Consider the following 22956-nt stretch of genomic DNA (forward strand, 5'->3'; position numbering starts at 1 on the left):
TGGGCATGACCTCTGATCCCGAAGCCTTGGGATGCGGGTCGGGCTATACATTATATTCCAGATTAGCAAAAACTACGGCTGAAAAGTCTTGTTTTTCTAAATCGGGATATATCTTTCTATCCTTCATGTAACAGCATAGTTTTAGAAAAATGGCTAAATACTAAACGAGATTATTTTGGGGAGTTTATTTAAATATATGGTAATAGAAAAAATCTTATTTTAGTCTGGATTTAAAGATTACAAATACCACATAAACAAATCCTCAAATGAACCTATATTCAGAACATTACGTAAGTCAAAAAGCTGAAAGGTTTGTCAATAAAATTTGGTGTCTCGATAACAGCATCGGCGAAAGCCTGATCGAAAACAAACTCGTTCTTCCAAACGGCTGTTTTAATCTTGCTATTGTTTCTGGAAATGCGATAGAAGTTCATACCAGCAAAAAGAAATACGAAATGAACGAAGGCATTTACTTTTGTTCGCAAATGACCAATAAAGTTTTGGTTAACATGCAGCCTAAAACTAAGGTAAGTATTATCCAGCTTCATGCCTGGACACTTTCGATGTTTCCGCAATATGATTTGAGCAATTTTACTGATTCTATTATTAAAATTAATCCGTCAGAATTGCCATTTGAAGTTCAAAGCAGCTTTGAGATTGAAACTTTATTAGATACAATTACTATTTATTTTGAAGAATTAGCGACTTTACATTCAGATAAAAATGTCATTGAAAAGATTTGTGAAATCATTAAAATTCAGGAAGAAGAAATTTCGGTTTCGCGAATTAGTACTGATTTAAAATCGTCGCAGCGATTACTTCAAATCAAGTTTAAAATCGCAACCGGATTAACGATTAAAAAATACATTCAGATTTTGAAATTCAGGAAATCGGTCGACCAAATGGTAAATTCTGATTTAGAGAAACTAAAACTGACTGATGTTGCACTTTACAATAAATACTTCGATCAGTCGCATTTCATAAAAAAGTTCAAAGATGTGACCAAAACAACTCCCAAAATGTTTGATCCAAAATCGTATTTTCTTTCTCAAAAAAGATAAGTTTTCGCATTTGTACAATTTTTGAAGTTTTGATTACTGTATTATTGCAGAATCAATCATCATCAATCAAAATGAAAATCAATCACACTTTTTTCCAATTAAAAGTTCTTTTAGTTGGACTGTTACTCTTTCAAATCCAATTTGGGTTTTCTCAGGAAGAAAAGAATTCGGTTTTATACAAAACCATTATGTCAAAAGACAGTCTTCTTTTTAATATTGGCTTTAATACCTGCGACGTAAAACAATTTGAAAATCTTTATACCGGGGATTTTGAGTTTTATCATGACAAAGACAGTATTTCGGATAAAGCCCGGTTTTTAAAAACCTTTAAAAGCGGCATTTGTTCTCCAACAAGAAAATACAATTATCGTCGTGAACTAATTGACGGAAGTACCGAGATTTATCCGCTATATAAAAATGGTGTTGTATATGGTGCGATACAAATGGGAGTACATCGTTTTTATGAAAGCACAGCCAATACTGCAGAGCAAGCGGGAAGTTTTGCCAAATTTACACATCTTTGGCTGCTAAAAAACAAAGATTGGAAACTAGCCAGATCACTTAGCTACAACCATCAAATGACGAGTTCTACTGCGGGCAAAGGGAATCTTTTTGACAACGATCAGGAAACCGAAAAATGGCTCAAAGAAAACAAAATTCCGGCTTTAGGAATTGGTATTATTAACGATGGAAAGTTAAAACAGATTAAAGTTTTTGGTGAACTTAAAAAAGGCATTACAGCACCCTACAATACGATTTGGAATGTTGCTTCACTAACAAAACCTGTAACTGCTATAACGGTTTTGAAATTAGTGAGTTCCGGAAAATGGGATTTAGACGAACCGCTATATAAATACTGGACCGATCCTGATATTGCAAAAGACCCGAATTTAAAATCACTGACAACAAGAATTGTTTTAAGTCACCAAACGGGTTTCCCCAATTGGAGGTCCATGAACGAATCCGGAAAACTCGATTTTAAGTTTAAACCCGGAACTAAATACCAATATTCTGGCGAAGGTTTCGAATATCTGCGAAAAGCATTGGAGAAAAAATTCCACAAAACTTTAGATCAACTAACTGCTGAATTGGTTTTCGAACCTTTAAAAATGAGTAATTCTCAACTCATCTGGAACGATAAAACAGATCTTACGAGATATGCCATAAATTACGATAACAAAGGAAATTCTTATGAACCTGCAAAAAACAAAACCGCAAATGCCGCCGATGACCTGCTGACGACTGTTGAAGATTACAGCAATTTTTTATGCAGTGTAATGAATGGCGACAGCTTAAGCAAAAAAGTATTTGATGATATGAATTCGCATCAGGTAACCACTAAAAAAGACAAATACTTTGGTTTGGGTTTTGAAATCTATGACTTAGGAAATGGCAATTTTGCTTTATCACACGGTGGTGCTGACAAAGGCGTACAGACCATTTTTATTTTACTGCCAAAAACAAAACAAGGTTTAGTCATTTTTACCAATGTTGACGATGGTTATAAAATTTACGAAAATATAGTGGTGCATTATCTGGGAGAGAATGGACGAAAAATAGTTGAGATTGAAACCAAATAATGAGACGTAATAAAACCTTATAAAAATATAGTCATGCCAAAAATGATCAATATACTAGTTCTCTTTATGCTATTTTTAAAAAGAGAAACAATCGCACAAACAAATTCGGAAGTTTTAAAAATGGATCTTTTAAAATCCGAAATCATCAAAATGGACAGTTTACTTTTTGATGTTGCATTCAATCAATGTGACGCCGCTCTCTTTAAAAAAATAATTTCAGAAGATATTGAATTTTACGACGACCGCTCCGGATTGAACATATCGCAAGCCAATGAAATCAAATCGCTGATTTCAAAATGCGAGAGACAAGAAAAATTAACCCGAAAATTAAATTCCTGTACAATTGATAAATTAGGCGATTTTGGAGCTGTACAATTAGGAGAACATACCTTTTATGTTAATGATGTTCCAAAAGGAACAGGAAAATTTGTTCATATCTGGGAAAGAAAAGGTAATGAATGGAAGTTAAAACGAATTGTTAGTTACGAGCATAGACCTTATAAAAAGTAGCTTAGTTTATGCTCGGATTCGTTTTATTTTGAAAAAAAATGATAAATGTTGAAACCAAATTCCAAATCAATCGTCTTACATTTTATCAAGAGAGATCAATTCGGGGTGAAAAAATCGTAATTTTGATTCAAAATACTGAATATCTAATTGTTAGCAGTTTCAATCATCAATCAAAACGAATCATTTATTAATCTTCAACCATTATCATTAATCATGAAAAAATCAATCAAACTAATTGCAGTAAGTGCATTGCTGTTTCTTTTTACAGCAAATATTTTTGCACAGGATAAAGCAAAACAAATCGAAGAGCTTTTGACCAAATACAATGAATACGGACAATTTAATGGTTCGGCCTTAGTATCCGAAAATGGAAAAGTAATCTTCAAGAAAGGTTTCGGTTCTGCCAATATGGAATGGGATATCCCAAATCAACCTGATACAAAATTCAGATTAGGTTCTATCAGTAAACAATTCACCGCACTTTTAATTGTAAAACTGGCTGAAGATGGAAAAATAAAACTCGATGTTCCCATTACTACATATCTGCCTGATTATCCTAAAGAAAATGGCAGCAAAATCACAATTCATAATTTATTAACGCATACATCTGGAATTCCGAATTATACCTCTGCACCAAACTTTTTTAAAGACAAAGCCCGAAATCCTTATACTCCGGAAGTTTTTGTAAAAACGTTTTCAAGTCTTCCTCTTGAATTTACACCGGGAGAAAAATTTAGTTACAGCAATTCCGGTTATTTTTTATTGGGTTATATTATTGAAAAAATTTCAGGCAAAACATACGAACAAAATTTGCAGGAAATTATTTTTACGCCTTTAAAAATGACCAATTCCGGTTACGATCACAGCAATATTATTTTAAAAAACAGAGCTGCAGGTTATGAAAAACAGGGCAAAGTAATTACTAATGCCGCTTATTTAGACATGAGTATTCCGTATGCCGCGGGATCTTTATATTCTACTGTCGAAGATTTATACTTATGGGATCAGGCACTTTACACCAATAAACTGCTTTCAGAAAAATCAATGGAATCTTTGTTTAAACCCTACATAAAAGCATGGGAAGGATTTTATGGATACGGATGGTCAACTTATGAAGTTCCAAATGGGGAAAAAAGTAAATTAAATGTCGTAGAACATGGAGGCGGTATTAATGGTTTTAATACTATTATTTCACGTATTCCTGCAGATAAAAACCTGATCGTTTTGCTTAACAATACTGGAGGAACTGTTTTAGGCGAAATGAATGCTGCTATTCGTGCTATTTTATACAATCAGCCGTTCACTCAGCCTAAGAAATCACTGGCTCTTGATTTATTAGATGTTTTCTCTGCTAAAGGTACTGCTGCCGGGCTTGATACTTACAAAAAGCTAAAAAACGATCCCACTTATGGCATCAAAGAAAATGACATGAACCAAGTTGGATATCAATTATTGCAAAGCGGCAAAAAGAAAGAAGCAATCGAAATTTTTAAAATTAATGCTGAAGCTTTTCCAAAATCCGGAAATGTTTACGACAGTTTAGGAGAAGCTTATTTAGCCGATGGTGATAAAAAACTGGCCATTGCAAACTATACCAAATCAGTTGAACTGGATCCGAAAAACGAAAGTGGTAAAAAGGTTTTAGAAGAAATTTCAAAAAACAAGACAAAATAAATTAAACAAACTTCTTAAAATTTAACTCCGATAAAATAGATTTGAAGTCTATTCTATCGGAGTTTTTTGTTACAATTTCTAACATTCAAATTTTATGATTTAGGATTAAAAATATTATTTTAGCCCTGCCCAAAATAACAATTTAACCTATGAAAAATTTTAAGAAACACGGCTTTGCGGCTGTATTTTTATGCTTGTTTATTTCCTCCACCTGTTTATCTCAAACAAATACCCCGCCTCCGGCAATGCCTTCACAGCAAAACCGTATTATAATTGACAAAATTGTCGAAGCCACACATTACAAAAATTATGTAATTGATTTTTGCTTGTCTAAAATAAACGAAGCTTCTGCAAAAGAAGGCTGGAACGAGCAAAAGGCAATGGAAATTACAGAAAGTATCAATTACAAAAATTTCAGAGATGCGATTTACAATAGTTTTGTTGTATTTGATGAAGTCGAACTGGAAACTTTGCTTAAAGCATACGAAAAAGATACAGCCTATCAAACTATAAATGTGATGACCAATAATAAAGTCCTTATCAATAATCTGAGCATTTTTGCTAGTGATATTGTGAAGGGAAAGTATGTTTCTAAGTAATTAAGCTTTTGAGAAAGTTGCAAAGGGACAAAGTAACAGAGTAGCAAAGGTTTTCTTTTTAGTTCCTAATATCTTTGTCAAAGTTTAAAACTTTGACAAAGATCAACCTGACACCTGAAACCTGAAACTTGAAACCTGAAACTTGAAACTTGAAACTTGAAACTTGAAACAAAATTATCTCTTCGGTTTCAAAACCAGTTTAGTTGATGTTTTTATAATCTCGTCTTTATTTAATTTCATTTTTCTGAATTTCCCGGCGTTGTACATTTCGGCCTGATCGCTGTAATGTTTGCTGAACGGGTTTCCGGATTGTCCGGTTGGAAGAATACTCCAGCTGTTTTCAATATCAGAAAAATCAACAATTCTTCTGGTCGACGGACCACCTTTTACATAATACTTTCCGTCATTGGTTAAACCGAAAAATAAATTATTAATTACTTCATTTGATCCCGGAGAAGCAAAAGGCCCCACGTTAAATAAACCGCGAAGCGCCGCCACTTTTCCCAGCGGATGTTCGTGTTCAACAGTATGAACTTCTCCCCATTTCCAATCGGCGACTGCATTTCCTAATTGTTTTTGAAGCGATGTAACAGTTTCGTGAAATGATTTCGCAACGATATCTTTTCTGGTTTCTTTTACATTTTTGGTTTTGATATTATCCCACCAAACTGAATTTTCATTTTTAATTTGATTAGCGATTACTTGTTTCCCAACAGAAATTCCTAAGAACAAATTAAAATTGTCCTCGCCCATTTCGTCTTCAAAAGTATTTTTTAAATAGAGATAAACCCATTTGTTATAAATAGTTGGCGCTACATCTTCTAAATTTGTGGTTCCTTTCCAGGATTTTAAAATAGTTACGGCTTCCTTTTCTTCTTTTGAAATAGAATTAAGGTCAATATTCGAAATTAGATTCTGAACTGTTTCCACCGCAACATCAGAAGTATTATCATAAATCATTTTACTGATCGCTTCTTTATCCCAATCTGATTTTGCATCCATTAAACCTGAGATTCTTTTGGCGCGGTCTTCCGGAAGATAATATCCCGGATACAAGTAACCATCAATCGCTTCCGGCTGATTATTCGCTGAATATACATAACCCCATTCTGGATTTTCAGCTGATGGATTTTTGGAAAAATCCAGATATTCGACAATATCATCTTTTCCGCTTGATCCGTCTAAGATTAAATGCGTATTTACCCCTTGATTGTGTTTGTACAATTTTCCGGTTGCCCACCAAGCTACATTTCCTTTGGCATCTCCGTACATTACATTGAGCCCCGGAGCGGCCACCAACTGAACCGATTTTTTAAAATCATCCTTACTTTTGGCATGCGAAAGTCCGTAAACCGCATCTAAAATCTGAATAGGCTGCTGCGTATAGATCCAGGACATTGCAATTGGATTTTTGCGGTCTAAACGCTCCAGTAAATCGTTCATAATAGGTCCATGTCGAGTTGACTTAATTGTCAAAACAACATCTGAAGTATCTTTTACTTTAATAGTCTTTTTTCTGATCTCATACTTTGCAAAACCATCTGGCGTTTGATATTCGCTCGAATTATCAGCTTTATTTTTTTCCTGATAAAAATCGATGTCATCATTTTCAAACATCGTTAACCCATAAGCATAATCCCGATTGTGCGCCAGTAACGGAAACGGAGTTCCGGCCAGATAACAGCCATACAATTCATGTTCAGGAGTTACCAAATGCGCTTCGTACCAAGTTGCCGGCTGCGAAAATCCAATATGCGGATCATTGGCAAAAATCACTTTTCCGCTTTTGGTTTTGTGCGGTCCCGCAACCCAGCTGTTACTCCCAATAAAAGGCGGAATCGGTGATTTGTCTAACAATGCCGTAATCGATTTTGAAACAGTTGTATAATCTTCAATGTTTTCTTTTGAACTTTTAATCTGTGTGGTATTAAACTCCCCTTCAATTCCTAAATCTTTTAAATAAGCTGATCCGTATTTATTGCGAATATCAGTTAATAAAGGATCCGTTTTTTGAGCCATTGCAAAACTAAAAGACATATATCCAAAGATATTGTAAACGTCTTTTACTGTGAATTTCTCTTTTTTCACACCAACAAGCGTAAATTCAATTGGCGTTGTTCCTTCTTCTAAATATTGATTAATCCCGTCTAAGTAAGCTAATGTTAATTGGTAACTCGGACTGTTTTTATCTAACTTGGCAATGGCCTTTGCAGAAGCTTCTTCAATACCAATTCCGGCAAAAAACTTATCATTTTTAAGCGCAACCGATCCGAATATTTCTGACAATCTCCCCGGCGCAATTCTGCGGAGCAATTCCATCTGCCATAATCTTTCCTGAGCGTGAACATAACCAAGCGCCGTCATGGCATCTTTCTCAGAATTGGCATAAATATGAGGAACTCCAAATTCATCAAAATAAACGGTGGTTTCTTTTTGGAGATTTTTCAATTGCAATTCACCTTCATATTTTGGCTTCAAATGAAAAATATAGGCACATAAACCTATTCCAATTACAACTATAAGCACTAATAAAACCAGCAGAAATTTTTTAAATCTTCTCATATTTTGCAAAAAGTATAACAACAAAGGTTTGTAAAATGATGTAATCAAAAAGAAGAATAATGTAACAATCCTTCTTTTTAAAAGCCTAAATTTATGTATTTAAAATCAATCCTATAAATGTCAGTATATAAAAAAATAGCAATCGGTGTAATTTCCCTTTTCTTACTTGTGATTTTTGCCAATATTGGTCTTAATTACTGGATCAAAAAACAGCTTCCGATTATTATTAATGACAAAAACACAACTCCTTACAACATTAATTACGAAAAAATTGAGGTAGCTCTTTTTTCTCGAAATATCTACGCCCAAACCTTATTAGTAAGTCCTAAAAACCAGCCGAAAGACAGTAAAAATGGTCTTTTTTCCAAAATTGAATCTATTACAATTAAACATTTCAATATTTGGGATCTGGCTTTTCGCGACATTATTCAGGCCGAAAGTATCATCATCAATAAACCACGCGTAATTTTATACAAAAAAGGCGAAAAACTTTTAAATAACAGTAAAAGCATTAAAAATGAAATCATCGAGCCTTTTCGTAAAATTGTTGCCGTTTCGAATATTTATCTAAACGACGGATCTGTCGATGTGGTTTCATTAGACAGTAACAAACCTATTCTGAGCGTTAAAAAAATCATACTAAAACTCGAAGGTATTTTAATAACCGACACCACATTAAACGAAAAAATTCCGCTTCGTTATGAGAAATATGCATTAGTTTGTGACAGTCTTTTTTATCGTGCCAGTCCGTTTTACCACATTAATATTGGCAAAATAAGCACCGAAAAAAACTTTCTGAAAATCAATAATTTCTCTTATCTCCCGCAATTCAGCCGAAAAGATTTTATTTCTAAATTAGACAAAGAAAAAGATATTTACACCTTAAAATTAGATTCGGCCAGCATTGAAAAAATGGATTGGGGATTTAAAAATGACCGTTTTTTCTTTAAGGCAAATTCGGTTGTAATGAATCATTTTGATGCAAATATTTATCGCGGTAAAATGCCAAAAGACGATTTAAGCAAAAAATATCTTTACAATCATTTATTGCGAAACATTAAATTTCCACTTCAAATTGACACGCTGCAGGTTCTAAAATCGAAATTGGTTTATGAAGAAGAAATTGATTTCTCTAAAGGGCCGGGAGTTTTAAATTTTGATAAATTCAATTTGCGCGCTACAAATCTCCGCAGTGGTTTTGGCTTGAAAAAAACCGATGACGTAAAAATTAAAGTAAAATGTATTTTCATGAAAACTTCACCTCTTGATGTTGATTGGAGTTTTAATGTTCTGGATAAAAAAGACAGTTTTCACATTCAGGGTGTCATTTCAAATTTTGATGTAAGAGCCATGGGGCAGTTCAGCAAACCATATATGAACGCTTCGTTTACGGGAGTTTTCAATAAATACCGATTTAATTTCTACGGAAATGATAATATTTCAAAAGGAAATGCATCTTTGGACTATGACGATTTAAAAGTAAAATTATTCAAAAAGAAACATCCTGAAAAAGAAGCCAAACTAAAATCGGCAATTGTTAATTTACTCGTTAAAGACGATTCAAAAGACAAACCCAAAACTGCCGACGTAGAACTGGAAAGGATTCAGGAAAAATCATTCTACAACTTTTTATGGCGAAGCATTGCAGAATCTTTGAAGAAGATTTTGATATAGCTTTTTTGCCACGAATTACATCAATTTTCACGAATTCATTTTTTAATCTGTTAGAGAAAAAATTAGTGTAATTAGTGGCGAACATTCCCAATTAAATGCGTTGCCAATTTGAAAACTGACAATTATCAGGTTTTAAAAAAAGTTTTTTGTTTTCATTTGTCTCTATTTTAATTTGAAAACAAATGACAAAAAAACCTTTACACACTTTTCATATTCCTGTAATGGGTCTTGCGTATACGATTGACAGCCCAATACGAGTGGCGCAATATGGGATTTCGTCTGTTGTTTCTATCGCCGATGATGATTTAATTGAAAAGATGCGTAATTTTTACAGCACTAAATTCAATATTCCTTACGAAGAAATCACTCAAAAATTTCACGATTATCGCGCAGAAAGAATTACTTCTTACCTAAATTTAGTTGACAAGATTGTAAAAGAAAAATTTGAAAATTTTAAGACTGAATTAGCAGAAAGCAAAACGGCTCTGGAAAATTTTATGTCGATGCTTCCTAATACTTCTGATATAAAAAAAGGATTTCAAAATTTACTGGATGACGGAATTGCCGTTAAAGAAAACATTCAGAATTATATCGAAACACATCTTTTTCCAGGAGATATTGATGTAAATATCATGACCAAACTAGATAAAGATAATTTTATTAAAAACGAACAGCTTCCAATTGAATTTAACGATGCACACGCTGCTTTAAGAGGTTTTGCAAACAGTAATTTAGAATCGTCTGTTGTACTTTCTGCCGGAATGAACCCAAGATTGTACAGCTATTTTGAAAATTTTAAAGATTTTTTTCCAAACGAAAACAACGAACTGAAAAAGAAAATTATCTTAAAAGTTAGTGATTTTCGATCAGCTATGATTCAGGGAAATTTCCTTGCTAAAAAAGGGCTTTGGGTTTCTGAATACCGAATTGAATCCGGATTAAACTGCGGCGGTCACGCTTTTGCTACGGATGGACTCTTATTGGGCACGATTTTAGAAGAATTTAAGCAGAAAAAAGAACAACTGGTACAATCTGCCCACGACTTAATGATTAAAGCTTTACAGCTCAAGAATCAAGTTTATCCAGATAAGCCTTTAGAATTAAAAATTACAGTTCAGGGCGGTGTTGGAACTGCAGAAGAACATGAATTTTTATTAGACAAATACAATGTAGATTCTGTTGGCTGGGGATCGCCGTTTTTATTGGTTCCCGAAGCTACTTCTGTAGATCAGGAAACGAGAAAATTATTGATGAATGCTAAAGAAGAAGATTTGTATTTAAGCCATATTTCGCCTTTGGGAGTTCCGTTTAATACTTTGCGCGGCACAACAAACGAAATATTAAAGCAAAAACGAATTCAGGAAAACAAAGCCGGAAGCTCCTGCCCAAAGAAATTTTTAGCTTTAAGCAAAGAATACGATCCTCATGGAATTTGTACGGCTTCAAAAAAATATCAGGATATTAAACTGGCAGAGCTTGAAAACGCAAAAGATACTTTATCTGCCGAAGCATTTGAAAAAAGTAAAATTAAGATAACCGAAAAATCTTGTTTGTGCGTAGGTTTGGCAAATGCTTCATATCTTGAAAATGATATTAAAATAAAAGGCCAGGCTCAAGGTGTTGTAATTTGCCCGGGACCCAATATGGCTTATTTTGACCACGAAGTTTCCTTGAAAGAAATGGTACAGCATATTTATCAGGGAAAAACTGTTTTGAGAACCAATGAGCGTCCTAATTTATTTGTGAAAGAATTAAAAATGTATGTTGATTAGTTCAGAAATGAAATCGAATCCATTTCAGGAGAAATAACCGCTAACCAGCTTAAAAAATGGAATTCTTTTAAAGCTAATATTTTAGACGGAATTGATTATTATCAAAATCTTTTATCCTCAAGTTTTTATTTTAAAACTGAAGAAGAAAAGATTAAAAATCAATTTGAGTTTTATAAATCCGAATTAAATGCGATTCAGATTCCGGTTATCCAATTAGTATAAAACAAACGCCGATTTAGAAAATCTAAATCGGCGCTCTTTATTATAGAGGTTAAAATAAAATCTATTCTTTTTTCTTTTTGCTGTCAATAACAGCTCCTGTTCCAGTTCCTAGCGCGGCTCCTGCTAAACCACCAATAATTGCACCTTCGCCTTTTTTCTTACTGACGATTGCTCCGGTTGCAGCTCCAACTCCGGCACCAATTACAGCACCTTTAGCAGTTGCACTCCATCCTTTTTTCTTAGTAGTTGTGGTTGTTGTGGCAGTATTTCCGTTTGCCTGCTGGTGTACTACAACAACTTTTTCTTTTTGAGATTCAACTTTTTGTTCTTCTTTTATCTTTGCCATTTCAGTCTTCATCGAATCTATAACACGCTGTTTGTTAATTTCAACTTTCATTGAATCAATACTGGCTTGTTTGGCTTTGTTTATATCCTCTTTACTTTGATTTTGACAAGAAGTTAAAAGTATTGCCGCTAATAATATATATAAGCCTTTCATGATTGTAGTTTTTAAAAATTATACACTACAAAATACGGAATATCTGCTATAATGATTATTACAGAATTTTTGAGAAAGTTTATAAAATTAAAAGAAATTAGTTTGCCGATTTCCCGCTGATTTGTTTTTTATTCTCGCAAAGACCCAAAGTCGCTAAGGTTTATTTCGTAATGCATTCATTTCGACCTACGAGAAATCCCAAACAGCTATTTATCACTTAAAAACTTTACAACTCTGCAACTCTGCCCTCTGCAACTTATTACTTATTTCCCTAAAATTCCTTTTTTCAGAATTTGTCCAAAGTCGTACATATCTTCGTAAGAGCAATATAACGGAACTGGAGCTAAACGAATTACATTCGGTTCGCGCCAGTCTGTAATTACTCCATTTTTCATTAAATAATCAAACAAGCTTCTGCCTTCTCCATGAAGAAAAACAGATAATTGCGAAGCTCTTTCTTTAGGATTTGAAGGCGTAATAATTTCAAAATTACCTTTTACTTCTTTATCAATTTCATGCAGAATAAATTCTAAGTAGGATGTAATATGATCTCTTTTTGCAATTAAAGCATCCATACCAACTTCAGCAAACATTTCTACCGAAGCCAAATATGGTGCTAAAGAAAGAACCGGAAGATTACTAATCTGCCATCCTCCTGCTCCATGAACCGGATCAAAGTTAGGTTCCATTTTAAAACGGCGTTCTTTGTTGTGTCCCCACCAGCCGGCAAAACGCGGCAAGTCGGGATCATTATGATGTTTCTCGTGAACAAAAATACCAGAAGCATTTCCTGGTCCCGAATTCATATATTTATAACTGCACCACGCGGCGAAATCTACATTCCAATCGTGAAGTTCTAGTTTAATATTTCCCGCGGCATGTGCCAAATCCCAGCCCACTTTTGCACCTGCTTTTTGCCCCGCAGCGGTAATTGTTTTGATATCAAAAACTTGTCCTGTATAATAATTAACCCCTCCAATTAAAACCAAAGCCAGTTCATCACCTACTTCTTCAATTTTTGCTAAAACATCTTCAAGACGGATATTATGCTCTCCTTCTCTGCGTTTGATTTCTACGATTGCATCTTCTGGTTTATATCCGTGAAAATGAACCTGACTCTGAAACATATACTGATCTGACGGAAATGCTTTTTCTTCGCAGATAATTTTATAACGCTTGCCTTTTGGCTGATAAAAAGAAACCATCAATAAATGAAGATTTACCGTCAAAGTATTCATAACTGTAACTTCTGACGGAAGTGCTCCCACAATTTTACTCAACGGTTCTGCAAATCTTTCCTGATAATCCCACCAGGGTTTTTGTGCATAAAAATGACCTTCAACAGCCAATTCCGCCCAGTCGTTCATTACTTCGTCTACATAAGCTTTGGTGTTTTTTGGCTGTAATCCTAAAGAATTTCCCGTAAAATAAATAACTCGTTTGTCATTCACTTTTGGAAAAATAAATTCGTTTTGATAATGATTTAATGCATCTTGAGCATCAAGTTGTTTCGCGAATTCGCGTGTATTTTGAAAAGTCATTGTGTTTATTTTGAATCGTAAAAATAACAAAAATTTCGATTATTGTTTTTTTTGTTTCATGTTTCATGTTTCATGTTGACATGCTTTGTGTGTTTAACCGCAAAGTTCGCAAAGCTTTGCGTTCTTTAGCACTTGGCAAATACAAACTGAGCAAAAAATCCTTACGAACTTTGCGGTTAAACTGCAGAACTAACTTGAAACCTGAAATTTGAAACAAAACCATTAAAAATAGAAAACCCGACAGGTTTTAAAAACTTGTCGGGTCTCTTTATATGATAAACTCTAATTATAGAATTAACATCGCATCTCCGTAAGAATAGAATTTATATCCTTCTTTGATTGCTTCGTCATATGCTTTTTTCATTAAATCGTGACCACAGAAAGCAGAAATCATCATTAGTAATGTTGATTTTGGTGTGTGGAAATTAGTAATCATACAATTTGCAATACTAAAATCGTGTGGAGGAAAAATAAATTTATTTGTCCACCCTTCGTAAGGATTTAGTGTATTTGCAGAAGAAACAGAACTTTCGATTGCACGCATAGAAGTTGTTCCAACAGCACAAATACGTTTTTTCTTTCCTTTTGCTTCGTTAACAATATCACAAGCTTGTTGATTGATGATCAATTCTTCAGAATCCATTTTGTGCTTAGATAAGTCTTCAACCTCAACTGGATTGAAAGTTCCTAAACCAACGTGAAGTGTAACCTCAGCAAAATTTACTCCTTTGATTTCTAATTTTTTCAAAAGGTGTTTCGAAAAGTGCAAACCAGCAGTTGGTGCTGCTACAGCTCCTTCTTCTTTTGCGTAAATTGTCTGGTATCTTTCAGCATCTTCAGCAGTAACTTCCCTGTTGATGTATTTAGGAATTGGCGTTTCTCCAAGTTCTGTCAATTTGTTTCTGAATTCTTCATAAGAACCGTCGTATAAGAAACGTAAAGTTCTACCACGAGATGTTGTATTGTCAATTACCTCAGCAACTAACGAGTCGTCGTCACCAAAATAAAGTTTATTACCGATACGGATTTTTCTAGCCGGATCTACTAAAACGTCCCAAAGACGCTGCTCAGAATTTAATTCTCTTAATAAAAAAACTTCAATTCTTGCTCCAGTTTTTTCTTTGTTTCCATACAAACGAGCAGGAAAAACTTTTGTATTGTTAAGAATTAAAACGTCTCCGTCATCAAAATAGTTGATAACATCTTTAAACATTTTATGTTCTATAGTTTGTTTTTGACGGTCAATTACCATTAAACGAGATTCATCTCTATTTTCTGCCGGGAATTCAGCTAAAAGTTCTTTCGGTAAATTGAAATTGAAGTGTGATAATTTCATATTTGAAGTTAGATTTTAAAATATCAATCTTAGACTTTTTTATCTAAAATTTTAAATCGCCTGCAAATATACGATTGTGAGATAGGCGTTGTCAAGTGTTTTGACGTTTATTTTCAAAAGTCGTTGATTTACTGAGGTTTTAGCAACCATTAAAAATGTTTTTTTTAACATATAAGTTATATAAGTTCCTATTAACTGGATTTTTTATTAAAAAACAAAAACCTCCAGTTTTTAGCTGGAGGTTTTCAATTATGCTCATTTTTATTTAAATGAACTTATATAACTTATATGGTTTAAACCCTTTACAATTCTGAAACCTGGAAGTTTAAAGCTTTTAAATCGTTCCAGAAATCCGGATACGATTTGGAAACTACTTCGGCATCATCAATAATAATTGGAACTTTTATGGCAAGAGGTGCAAAAGCCATTGCCATACGGTGATCGTTGTAGGTTGCAATGTGTACATCGTGATTAATATTTCCAGAACGCTCTAAAGTTAAGCTGTCATTGGTTACCGAAATATTAGCACCTAACTTTGTAAGCTCAATTCGCAATGCTTCCAGCCTGTCAGTTTCTTTGATTTTTAAAGTATGAAGACCTGTTAAGTGGCACCCAATTCCTAAACCTAAACAAGTTACTACAATTGTCTGTGCAATATCCGGTGTATTGTTTAATTCAAAATTTACATCTTCATATTTAAAACCAACTTGTTTTTCCAAAGTCATTTTATTGTTTTGGAAAGTAGTTTTCACACCCATTTTTTCATAAAGAGAAACTAATTCGGAATCTCCCTGCAGACTATTTTCTTTATAACTGCTTAAGGTAATTTTTGCTGCATCGGCCAAAGCCACAAGACTAAAGAAATACGAAGCAGAACTCCAATCTGATTCTACGATCATTTCTTTTGTTTCTACTTCATCTTTAGGATAGACTTTAATTACATTTCCTTCAAAACTGGTTTGAATATCTAAATCATTCAGCAAAGCTAAAGTCATTTTGATATACGGAATTGAAGTAATTTCTCCTTCCAGAGTAAGTTCTAAACCATTTTCTAATTTTGAAGCTACTAATAATAGAGCCGAAATATACTGACTGCTTACATTTGCTGCCAAAGTTACTTTTGAAGCAGTAACTTTTTTTCCTTTAATTCTTATTGGCGGATAACCTTCTTCTTTTTCATAAGAGATTTCAACCCCTAATTGAGCTAAAGCTTCTACTAAAATTTTAATTGGTCGTTCCTGCATTCTGCTTGAACCTGTCATGACAACTTCTCTGCCTTCGTTTACAGCGAAATAAGCCGTCAGGAAACGCATTGCAGTTCCGGCATGGTGAATGTCTACGATTTCGTCATTGCCAATTAAGGCTTTCTGCATTACTTCGCTGTCGTCAGAGTTTGAAGTATTAGCCAATGTAATATTTGGAAATAAAGCTTTAAGTAATAATAAACGGTTCGTTTCGCTTTTAGAACCTGTGATATTTAGTTGCGAATCATCAATTGTGAATTGCGGATTCGTGCTTAATTTTAAATTCATGATATTAGTTATGAGTTGCGAATTATGAGTAACATAATCCAGGCACGCAATTTACCACTCCTCGCCCGTAAATCAAAATTCGGGCTGAAATTTCACAATTATTTCAATTTATCGTTGTTTTTGTGACGATCTTTATCTCTAACCGATTTTAAGTCCATTTTTTTATCAAAAGCAGCCTGCAAATCGATTCCTGTTTGGTTGGCCAAGCATAAAACCACAAAAACAACATCGGCTAGTTCTTCGCCTAAATCTTTGTTTTTATCGCTTTCTTTTTCTGATTGTTCTCCGTAACGGCGCGCAATAATTCTGGCAACTTCTCCTACTTCTTCTGTAAGCTGTGCCATATTAGTTAACTCGTTAAAGTAACGAACTCCATGTTCTTTTATCCAGGTATCAACGTCTAGTTGTGCATTTTTCAAATCCATGATTATATTTTTTAAGTACAATTTTTTCATTTTGACTGGCAATTACCTTCTGAAAAAGATCTTTCAGCCCGCCATATTGATCTGTTGCAAAAATACTACTGTTAATCTCTTTTGTGCTGCTAATTTGAATTTTGTTTCCTTCGGCAAAAAAATTAATTGTGTAAAGTATGGCTTTATCTTCCGAGGAAATTTTTACTGGTGTAGGCAGAGATTCTATCGCAAAGCCTTCTGGAACTTCAATATTGATGTTGTATTTCTCTTGATTTTTATATCCAAAATAGACAGGCATTAACCTTTGTTCCTGATTAAATGGGTTTTTACTTTTTGTAAAAAACAACAAAGGATTTATAAAAATTTTTCCGCCAATAATATCGGATTGATTATTTGATGTAAAAGAAAAGGTTTCTACTAAAGGATCTTTTAAGTTTGATTTTTGATTCTCGGTACGATAATTTGAAATATTTAAATTGCCTAACTGTCCTTCCAGCTTCTCCAGATAATTGTCTTGGCTTTTTTCGCTATTTTCTACTCTAAATTGATACGCATCATAATCTGTTCTCATGATTCTAACCTGGCCGTTCATTTTTCCTTCGCGATCTATTTTAACCATGATATTAAAGTTCTCTTTAGATGGATTTAAAGGATCTAAATCAATTTCTATTGAGGTTCCGTCATTTTTTATCAATCTGCCTTTCCAATTCAGGACATTTAGAGGCAGAATATTGGGAGTTGTATATTTATGAGTTGCGTCGAGCAAAATTTGCTTACCGTCTATTTCGGCTGCTGCAATTACATAATTAAATCCCGTTCTGGTTGGGTAAACAGCTTGTCCGTTTTCGATTGTACTTACTAAAACCGGATTTGCTTCAACCCCAGCCAATCGTAGCATATTGATTAAAATAAAATTAATTTCGGCAACATTTCCTGCTTGTTCTGAATAGGCTTTTATAATACCTTTATCCGTATAATAACTTCTGCTTCCATTCCAGTTCATTTTGTTTTGTACATAGGCAAAAACAAGATTCAATCTTTCGCTTAAAGAAGTGACATTCCCTATTAAACGCTTAACATCTTCTACTAAAAAACTCTTTTCATTAAGCTGTTTTCCAAAGCTGTCATCTTTGTAAATGGTTTTCGCAACTCCTTCCCAAGTCAAAGCATAATCTTTTACAGGCTGTTCCGGCATTCTTACTCTTTCGAGTTCGTGAATGATTCTTCCTCTGTAATTTTCAATATTATTTACATAAGGTTCCTCGATTAACGCGGGAATATTTTTTCCGGAGTAAAAGGCTTCAATTTGTCGATATGTAAATGAGGTGCTTTTACCGTGTTCATTATCGAAAGTTGTACTGCCCGTAGAGAATTTAGATTCTGTTTCCAGTGGAATACCTCCAGTTAAGATGGGTTTATAAATGTAGAATTCCGGTATTTCAGCTTTATAATAGAAATAGTTTACCGGTATTTCGTATTGAATATCAAAGTCAGGAAATTTTACAAGATTTTCAGATCTCAATATGTATTTATATTCGATAATAGAACCCACTTTTACATTAGGTAATGTAATGGCTTTTTCTTTCCAGTATTCATTGATTTTCTGTTTGAATGCCCCTTGATTTTCAAGCTTAGTTTTTACAATTGCTCCTTTTTCGAGATTGTATGTAATGGCATCCTGAAACTGTAGTCTGTCTTCGTTTAGGTTTTCATATCCAATATAAAACTGAACTTTTTGATTGGCCCATTTGAGCCCTTCTTTTTTGTAAATTTTGATTTTGATTTCGCAGACATGATTGGCAGAAAAACCAACGTCTCTGTTATAGCTAAAAAAGGTTCTCCCTTTTCTAAACAAGACAACAGCGGGTGCGCTGCTGTCTTTAGGATGTACTTTCTCTTCAAGTTCTGCAATAGTTACTTTTCCTAATTCGTAATTTTGGGATTGAACTTTTGCGATAAAAAGAAAAAACAGTATGAATACAGAACTTAAAATTTTCATTTGATTAGATTCTTTTTAAAACTATTTTCTCTGTTTCTTTCGCTACCATTGCCTTATAGTATTCTTTTAGCATTTCGTACTTTTCAGTGCTGACAATTGCATCATTAATCTGATGCAAAATAGCCAATTGCAAAACATTGCCACTTGCCGCAATATTGTATTTAAAAGTTCCCAGATTTTCTTCCATTACTAATGCTGCAGGAGCCGGTAATGTTTCAACCGCATAACCATCAGGAATTTGAATAGTGATGTTAAATTTATCTACATACGGATAACTAAAGTCTACAGGATATTCGCGAACTTCCTGTTTAAATGGATTTTTGTCGTTTGTAAAAAACAACATCGGATTTACGTATATTTTTTCTCCAATTACTTCGCACAAGTTTCCAGTAAACGAATACGATTCCAGCGTTGGCATTAAAATTTCCTTTTCGTTTGTTCTGGCATATTCGCTGATTTCTATTTTATTATAGTCATTTTCAAGTTTTTCCAGATACTCTTCTTCTTTTAAACTGCTCATATTCCCTCTGGTAATCATGGCATTATAATCCGTACATTGTCTTCTTGTTTTTCCAGAAACTTTTCCTTGCGGATCAATGCTATAATTCATAAAAACATTATCATTAGATGGTTTACTTGGCATCAAATCTATTTCTTGCGACGTCCCATCTTTGCGTATTAATCTTCCTGACCAGTTTAGAGCTCTTATAGGCAAAATATTTGGAGTTGAAAATTTATCACTTGCGTCAATTAAAATATTTCCTTCCGGTGTTTCAACGGCTGCGATTACATAATTAAATGCATTTCTGTTTGGAAACAAGGCTATTCCGTTTGAACGTGTACTTACCAATACCGGATTTGCTGTCAAACCAGCATAACGAAGCATTGCAGTAAGCATTAAATTGATATCGGCGATGTTTCCTGTTTTTTCCTTGTATGCTTTTTTAACCCCACTATCGCAGCTATAACCTGTATAACCGTTCCATTTTACATTTGATTTTACGTGGTTTAAAATAAGCCATATTTTTTCTTCCGGTTTTGTAATTCCTTTAAGCAAATTGTTTATATCGTCTTCAAAATATCCCGTTTTATTTAATTCAGATCCAAAATCATCATATTCATAAATTGTTTTTACAACAGAATTCCAATCTGTAGAGTATTCTTTCATTTGAGAATTTGGAAATTTTGTCAATGATAATTCATACGAAACTGATGCTGTATAATTGTCTATATTATTTACAAAAGCTTCATCTTTCATTGCCGGTAAATCTGTGGCAATAAAAGTGGTTTTGTTCTCTATATAATCATGTTTTTCTGTTGAAAAAGCAGTAGGTGTAGAGCCATAGCCACTGCTTCTTTCTTTAATATTAAAAATTATCGATTTTGGATTTTTAACCGTGGTTACTTTAGGAAAAAGATACCCTTTTTGTCTTGAATTAAAAACATAATATTCTGGAATATACGTTGAGAATTCAGAATAATTTACAGGAATACTGGTCTGAAAATCCCATTCTCTAATAACTCTGTCACTCGAACATCTTATGGTGTATCTAAATTCAATTACAGATCCTTCTTTTACATTTGGCATTGTCATTTTCTTCTGCCCTCTGTATTTACTAATCACTTCATCAAAAATTCCGTCACTTTTCAACTTTGTTTTCTCAATTTTACCATTCACTAAATTATAAGTAACCGCATCTGCAAAAAATACTTTTTCCTTTAGATTATTAGTATTATAATACCACACTTCCTGATTAGCCCAGTCGTACCCTTCTTTTTTATAAATTTTGATTCTCGTTTCAACATCGGTCAAAACAACGAATCCGTCATTTTGATCGTATTCAATTCTCGATTCACCTTTTCTATACAAGATAGCCGCTGCTGCAGATGAGTCTTTGGGATGCACTTTTTGCTCCAGTTCTGCAATTGATACTTTTCCTAATTTAAATTCTTGCGCCGTCATTTCTGAAACAACGAAGAGTAATAATAAGCTGAAAAAATTGATTAATTTCATTGGTTTTGATTTCTGGTTTTGGTTAGTTTTTATTTAATATAATTTTGGCGTTATCATTTCTGTTGATTTGTTCAATAAAGAGGCGGTATTCATCGTATTCTTTGTTTGAATATTTCCCTTTATTAACAAACATAGAGCGTTTATAAAGCAGTTTGTTATTGTCTTTTTTAATGATTTCTGTTTTATATTCTCCAAATTTCCCTTTCAATTCAAAATTTTGAGGAAGAAATTCAATTGAAAATCCTGCTGGCAGATTAATCTCAATTTCATCAGTATCTAAATACCCTCGCTGAATTTGAAATGGATTTTTGCGATTTCTAATTCGTCTTACATTTTCTGAAGATTGATTGAAAGCATCTACCGTAAAAATCATTTTTGCTCCCGTAACTGCTCCATAATCTACAGCGCTTAATTGAACATCTTCGGCAAAACGAATATTTTCTTTATCATTAGCAAAAGTTATTTTACCCAGTTTTAGATTATTGATGTTGTCCCAGTATTTTTTGTAATAAGCTTCTTTTTCTGTTGGCAGAAACTTCTCAACTCTTTGTTTATTTCCATACTGCGAACCTTCTGAAACAATATTTATTTTACCTGAAAAAGATCCATTTTCATCTATAGAGTAAGATCCCTTACTGAATTGGGTATTACTCTTTGGCTCATAAATTTTTGTTCTGATTATTTCTCCTCCTTCCGGTTTAATTACAATAACTTTTCTATTATCTGTAAAGTTGGCCTGATAACCAAAAGGATCGTCCTGACTGGTACATTCTAAAAAAACATATTTATCTTTATCCGGAACGCATAGAATGGCATGATTACCTTCTATGGAAAAAAAATCTTCATCAATATCAACCAAATCGCGATCGCCATATAATTCTGTATAATAGGATGGTACACCTACAACGTCTAAAAGTGCCCTTGTATAATTAGAAAGCGCTTTACAATCTCCATATCCTAAACGATCAACATCTGTCGCCAGCATAGGTTTAAATCCTCCTATTCCTAATTGAATACTCACATATCTGGATTTCTCCTGTACATATCGATAAACAATTTTTGCTTTTTTAATAGGATCCGTTTCCTTGCCTGCTAATTCTTTAATTTTAGTTTTAGTTTCTTCAGGAAGTATCGTAGTTTCGGTTAAAATTTTATTTGAGAACCATTTCCCATATTCTTTCCAGTCTTTTGCATTTCCGTCAACACCTTCAAGATTAAAGTATTCCAGACTCATTGCTACTTTTGGATACAACTCTTTAAATGCCGGACTGTAATCTTCTGCTTTCTGTGCTACAATATTTGATGCGGTATAAGAAAGCTGGGTATCTGTATCCTGAGTCTTTTTGATATCAAAAACAGAAAGCAGACTTTCTTTTTTTCTAAACCCAAGATTATTCGGGAATTTGACATTTAAAATAGTTTTTTCAACACTTAAAAAATAGTTTTCTACAGGATACCATCGTGGAATAAAAGCAGTATTTGAAGTTTCTGTTTCGCAGTTATACACGATTGTGTAAGGATAGGATATTGGAGTATAATCTAAATAAATATATCTGCCATCAGAAGCGAGTGTAGCACCATCTGCGGCACTTATATCTTTAAAATCTTTTCGTCTAATTTTTTTTATTTCATTACCGAAAGCATCATAAACAACTGCCTCAATATTTTTTACAGACTTTCTTTTAGTGTAACTTTCAACAGCTCCAACTGTTTTGTTTCCTTTTTCATTCAAAACCGTTACTACTCTCTGTGTTTTGATATTCATGCTTCGCTGAGAAGTAATAACAATATCCGTTTGGTCTAAACGAACAACGGCATTTGCATTTTCTTTAAGACTATCGGCAATGGTAAGAATGGAATATTCGCTTTTTTGAGCAGAAGAGAAAAGGGAAAATAGGAGAAAAAATAACGTAAAAACCTGGCTTTTCATTAGTAAGTAATTTCGCCAAATATATATTATTTTTA

The 22956-nt window shown here is 33.6% G+C and carries 15 protein-coding genes and 1 pseudogene; 7 read left to right on the forward strand and 9 right to left on the reverse strand.

All coding sequences use genetic code 11. The annotated features are described in order from the left end of the window. Window positions 1-266 precede the first annotated feature (266 nt). The 5 genes from BKM63_RS03830 to BKM63_RS03850 all read left to right on the forward strand — a co-directional run bounded on the left by BKM63_RS03830 (window position 267) and on the right by BKM63_RS03850 (window position 5424). Complete coding sequence (locus BKM63_RS03830; RefSeq protein ID WP_071635314.1) at window positions 267-1061, forward strand: helix-turn-helix domain-containing protein; 795 nt, start codon at window positions 267-269, stop codon at window positions 1059-1061. Between the two features lie 71 nt (window positions 1062-1132). Then, complete coding sequence (locus BKM63_RS03835; RefSeq protein WP_071635315.1) at window positions 1133-2641, forward strand: serine hydrolase; 1509 nt, start codon at window positions 1133-1135, stop codon at window positions 2639-2641. Window positions 2642-2683: 42 nt separating this feature from the next. Next, the gene (locus BKM63_RS03840; RefSeq protein WP_242661091.1) at window positions 2684-3151 is read left to right on the forward strand and encodes a nuclear transport factor 2 family protein; all 468 of its coding nucleotides are present in this window, start codon (window positions 2684-2686) and stop codon (window positions 3149-3151) included. A gap of 213 nt (window positions 3152-3364) precedes the next feature. Then, window positions 3365-4825, forward strand: coding sequence for a serine hydrolase domain-containing protein (locus tag BKM63_RS03845; RefSeq protein WP_071635317.1), 1461 nt, complete (start codon window positions 3365-3367; stop codon window positions 4823-4825). Window positions 4826-4974: 149 nt separating this feature from the next. After that, a complete protein-coding gene (locus BKM63_RS03850; RefSeq protein WP_071635318.1) occupies window positions 4975-5424 on the forward strand; it encodes a hypothetical protein in 450 nt (149 codons plus the stop codon). Window positions 5425-5598: 174 nt separating this feature from the next. Here the strand turns inward: BKM63_RS03850 and BKM63_RS03855 are convergent, their stop codons facing one another. Next, window positions 5599-7986 (reverse strand): penicillin acylase family protein, encoded by a 2388-nt coding sequence (locus BKM63_RS03855; RefSeq protein ID WP_071635319.1) that lies wholly within the window; start codon window positions 7984-7986, stop codon window positions 5599-5601. 117 nt (window positions 7987-8103) lie between these two features. Here BKM63_RS03855 and BKM63_RS03860 point away from each other — a divergent pair, with 117 nt between their 5' ends. Further along, a complete protein-coding gene (locus BKM63_RS03860) occupies window positions 8104-9660 on the forward strand; it encodes a hypothetical protein (protein WP_071635320.1) in 1557 nt (518 codons plus the stop codon). A 182-nt stretch (window positions 9661-9842) separates the two neighbouring features. Then, window positions 9843-11654, forward strand: a pseudogene (locus BKM63_RS03865) (hypothetical protein). A gap of 61 nt (window positions 11655-11715) precedes the next feature. Here BKM63_RS03865 and BKM63_RS03870 read toward each other — a convergent pair. From BKM63_RS03870 to BKM63_RS03905, 8 genes are all read right to left on the reverse strand, one after another. Further along, a complete protein-coding gene (locus BKM63_RS03870) occupies window positions 11716-12153 on the reverse strand; it encodes a YMGG-like glycine zipper-containing protein (RefSeq protein WP_071635321.1) in 438 nt (145 codons plus the stop codon). 263 nt (window positions 12154-12416) lie between these two features. Then, window positions 12417-13694 carry a kynureninase gene (kynU, locus tag BKM63_RS03875; RefSeq protein ID WP_071635322.1) on the reverse strand — a complete coding sequence of 426 codons (1278 nt, stop codon included), beginning with the start codon at window positions 13692-13694 and terminating at the stop codon, window positions 12417-12419. Between the two features lie 286 nt (window positions 13695-13980). Beyond that, complete coding sequence (gene queA / locus BKM63_RS03880) at window positions 13981-15030, reverse strand: tRNA preQ1(34) S-adenosylmethionine ribosyltransferase-isomerase QueA (protein WP_071635323.1); 1050 nt, start codon at window positions 15028-15030, stop codon at window positions 13981-13983. A gap of 302 nt (window positions 15031-15332) precedes the next feature. Beyond that, window positions 15333-16562 carry a 3-phosphoshikimate 1-carboxyvinyltransferase gene (gene aroA, locus BKM63_RS03885; protein ID WP_071635324.1) on the reverse strand — a complete coding sequence of 410 codons (1230 nt, stop codon included), beginning with the start codon at window positions 16560-16562 and terminating at the stop codon, window positions 15333-15335. Between the two features lie 98 nt (window positions 16563-16660). Beyond that, window positions 16661-16987: a nucleotide pyrophosphohydrolase gene (locus tag BKM63_RS03890; protein ID WP_012022600.1), complete on the reverse strand. Its 327-nt coding sequence runs from the start codon at window positions 16985-16987 to the stop codon at window positions 16661-16663. Further along, on the reverse strand, window positions 16956-18977 hold the full coding sequence (locus BKM63_RS03895; protein ID WP_071635325.1) for a DUF3857 domain-containing protein: 2022 nt from the start codon (window positions 18975-18977) through the stop codon (window positions 16956-16958). Before BKM63_RS03895 ends, BKM63_RS03890 begins: the two co-directional genes overlap by 32 nt. A 4-nt stretch (window positions 18978-18981) precedes the next feature. Next, complete coding sequence (locus BKM63_RS03900; protein ID WP_071635326.1) at window positions 18982-20991, reverse strand: DUF3857 domain-containing protein; 2010 nt, start codon at window positions 20989-20991, stop codon at window positions 18982-18984. 22 nt (window positions 20992-21013) lie between these two features. Next, complete coding sequence (locus BKM63_RS03905) at window positions 21014-22921, reverse strand: DUF3857 domain-containing protein (RefSeq protein ID WP_071635327.1); 1908 nt, start codon at window positions 22919-22921, stop codon at window positions 21014-21016. Between the last annotated feature and the right edge of the window lie 35 nt (window positions 22922-22956).

It is taken from the genome of Flavobacterium johnsoniae (genome assembly GCF_001879205.1).
GTDB classification, from domain to species: Bacteria; Bacteroidota; Bacteroidia; order Flavobacteriales; family Flavobacteriaceae; genus Flavobacterium; species Flavobacterium johnsoniae_A.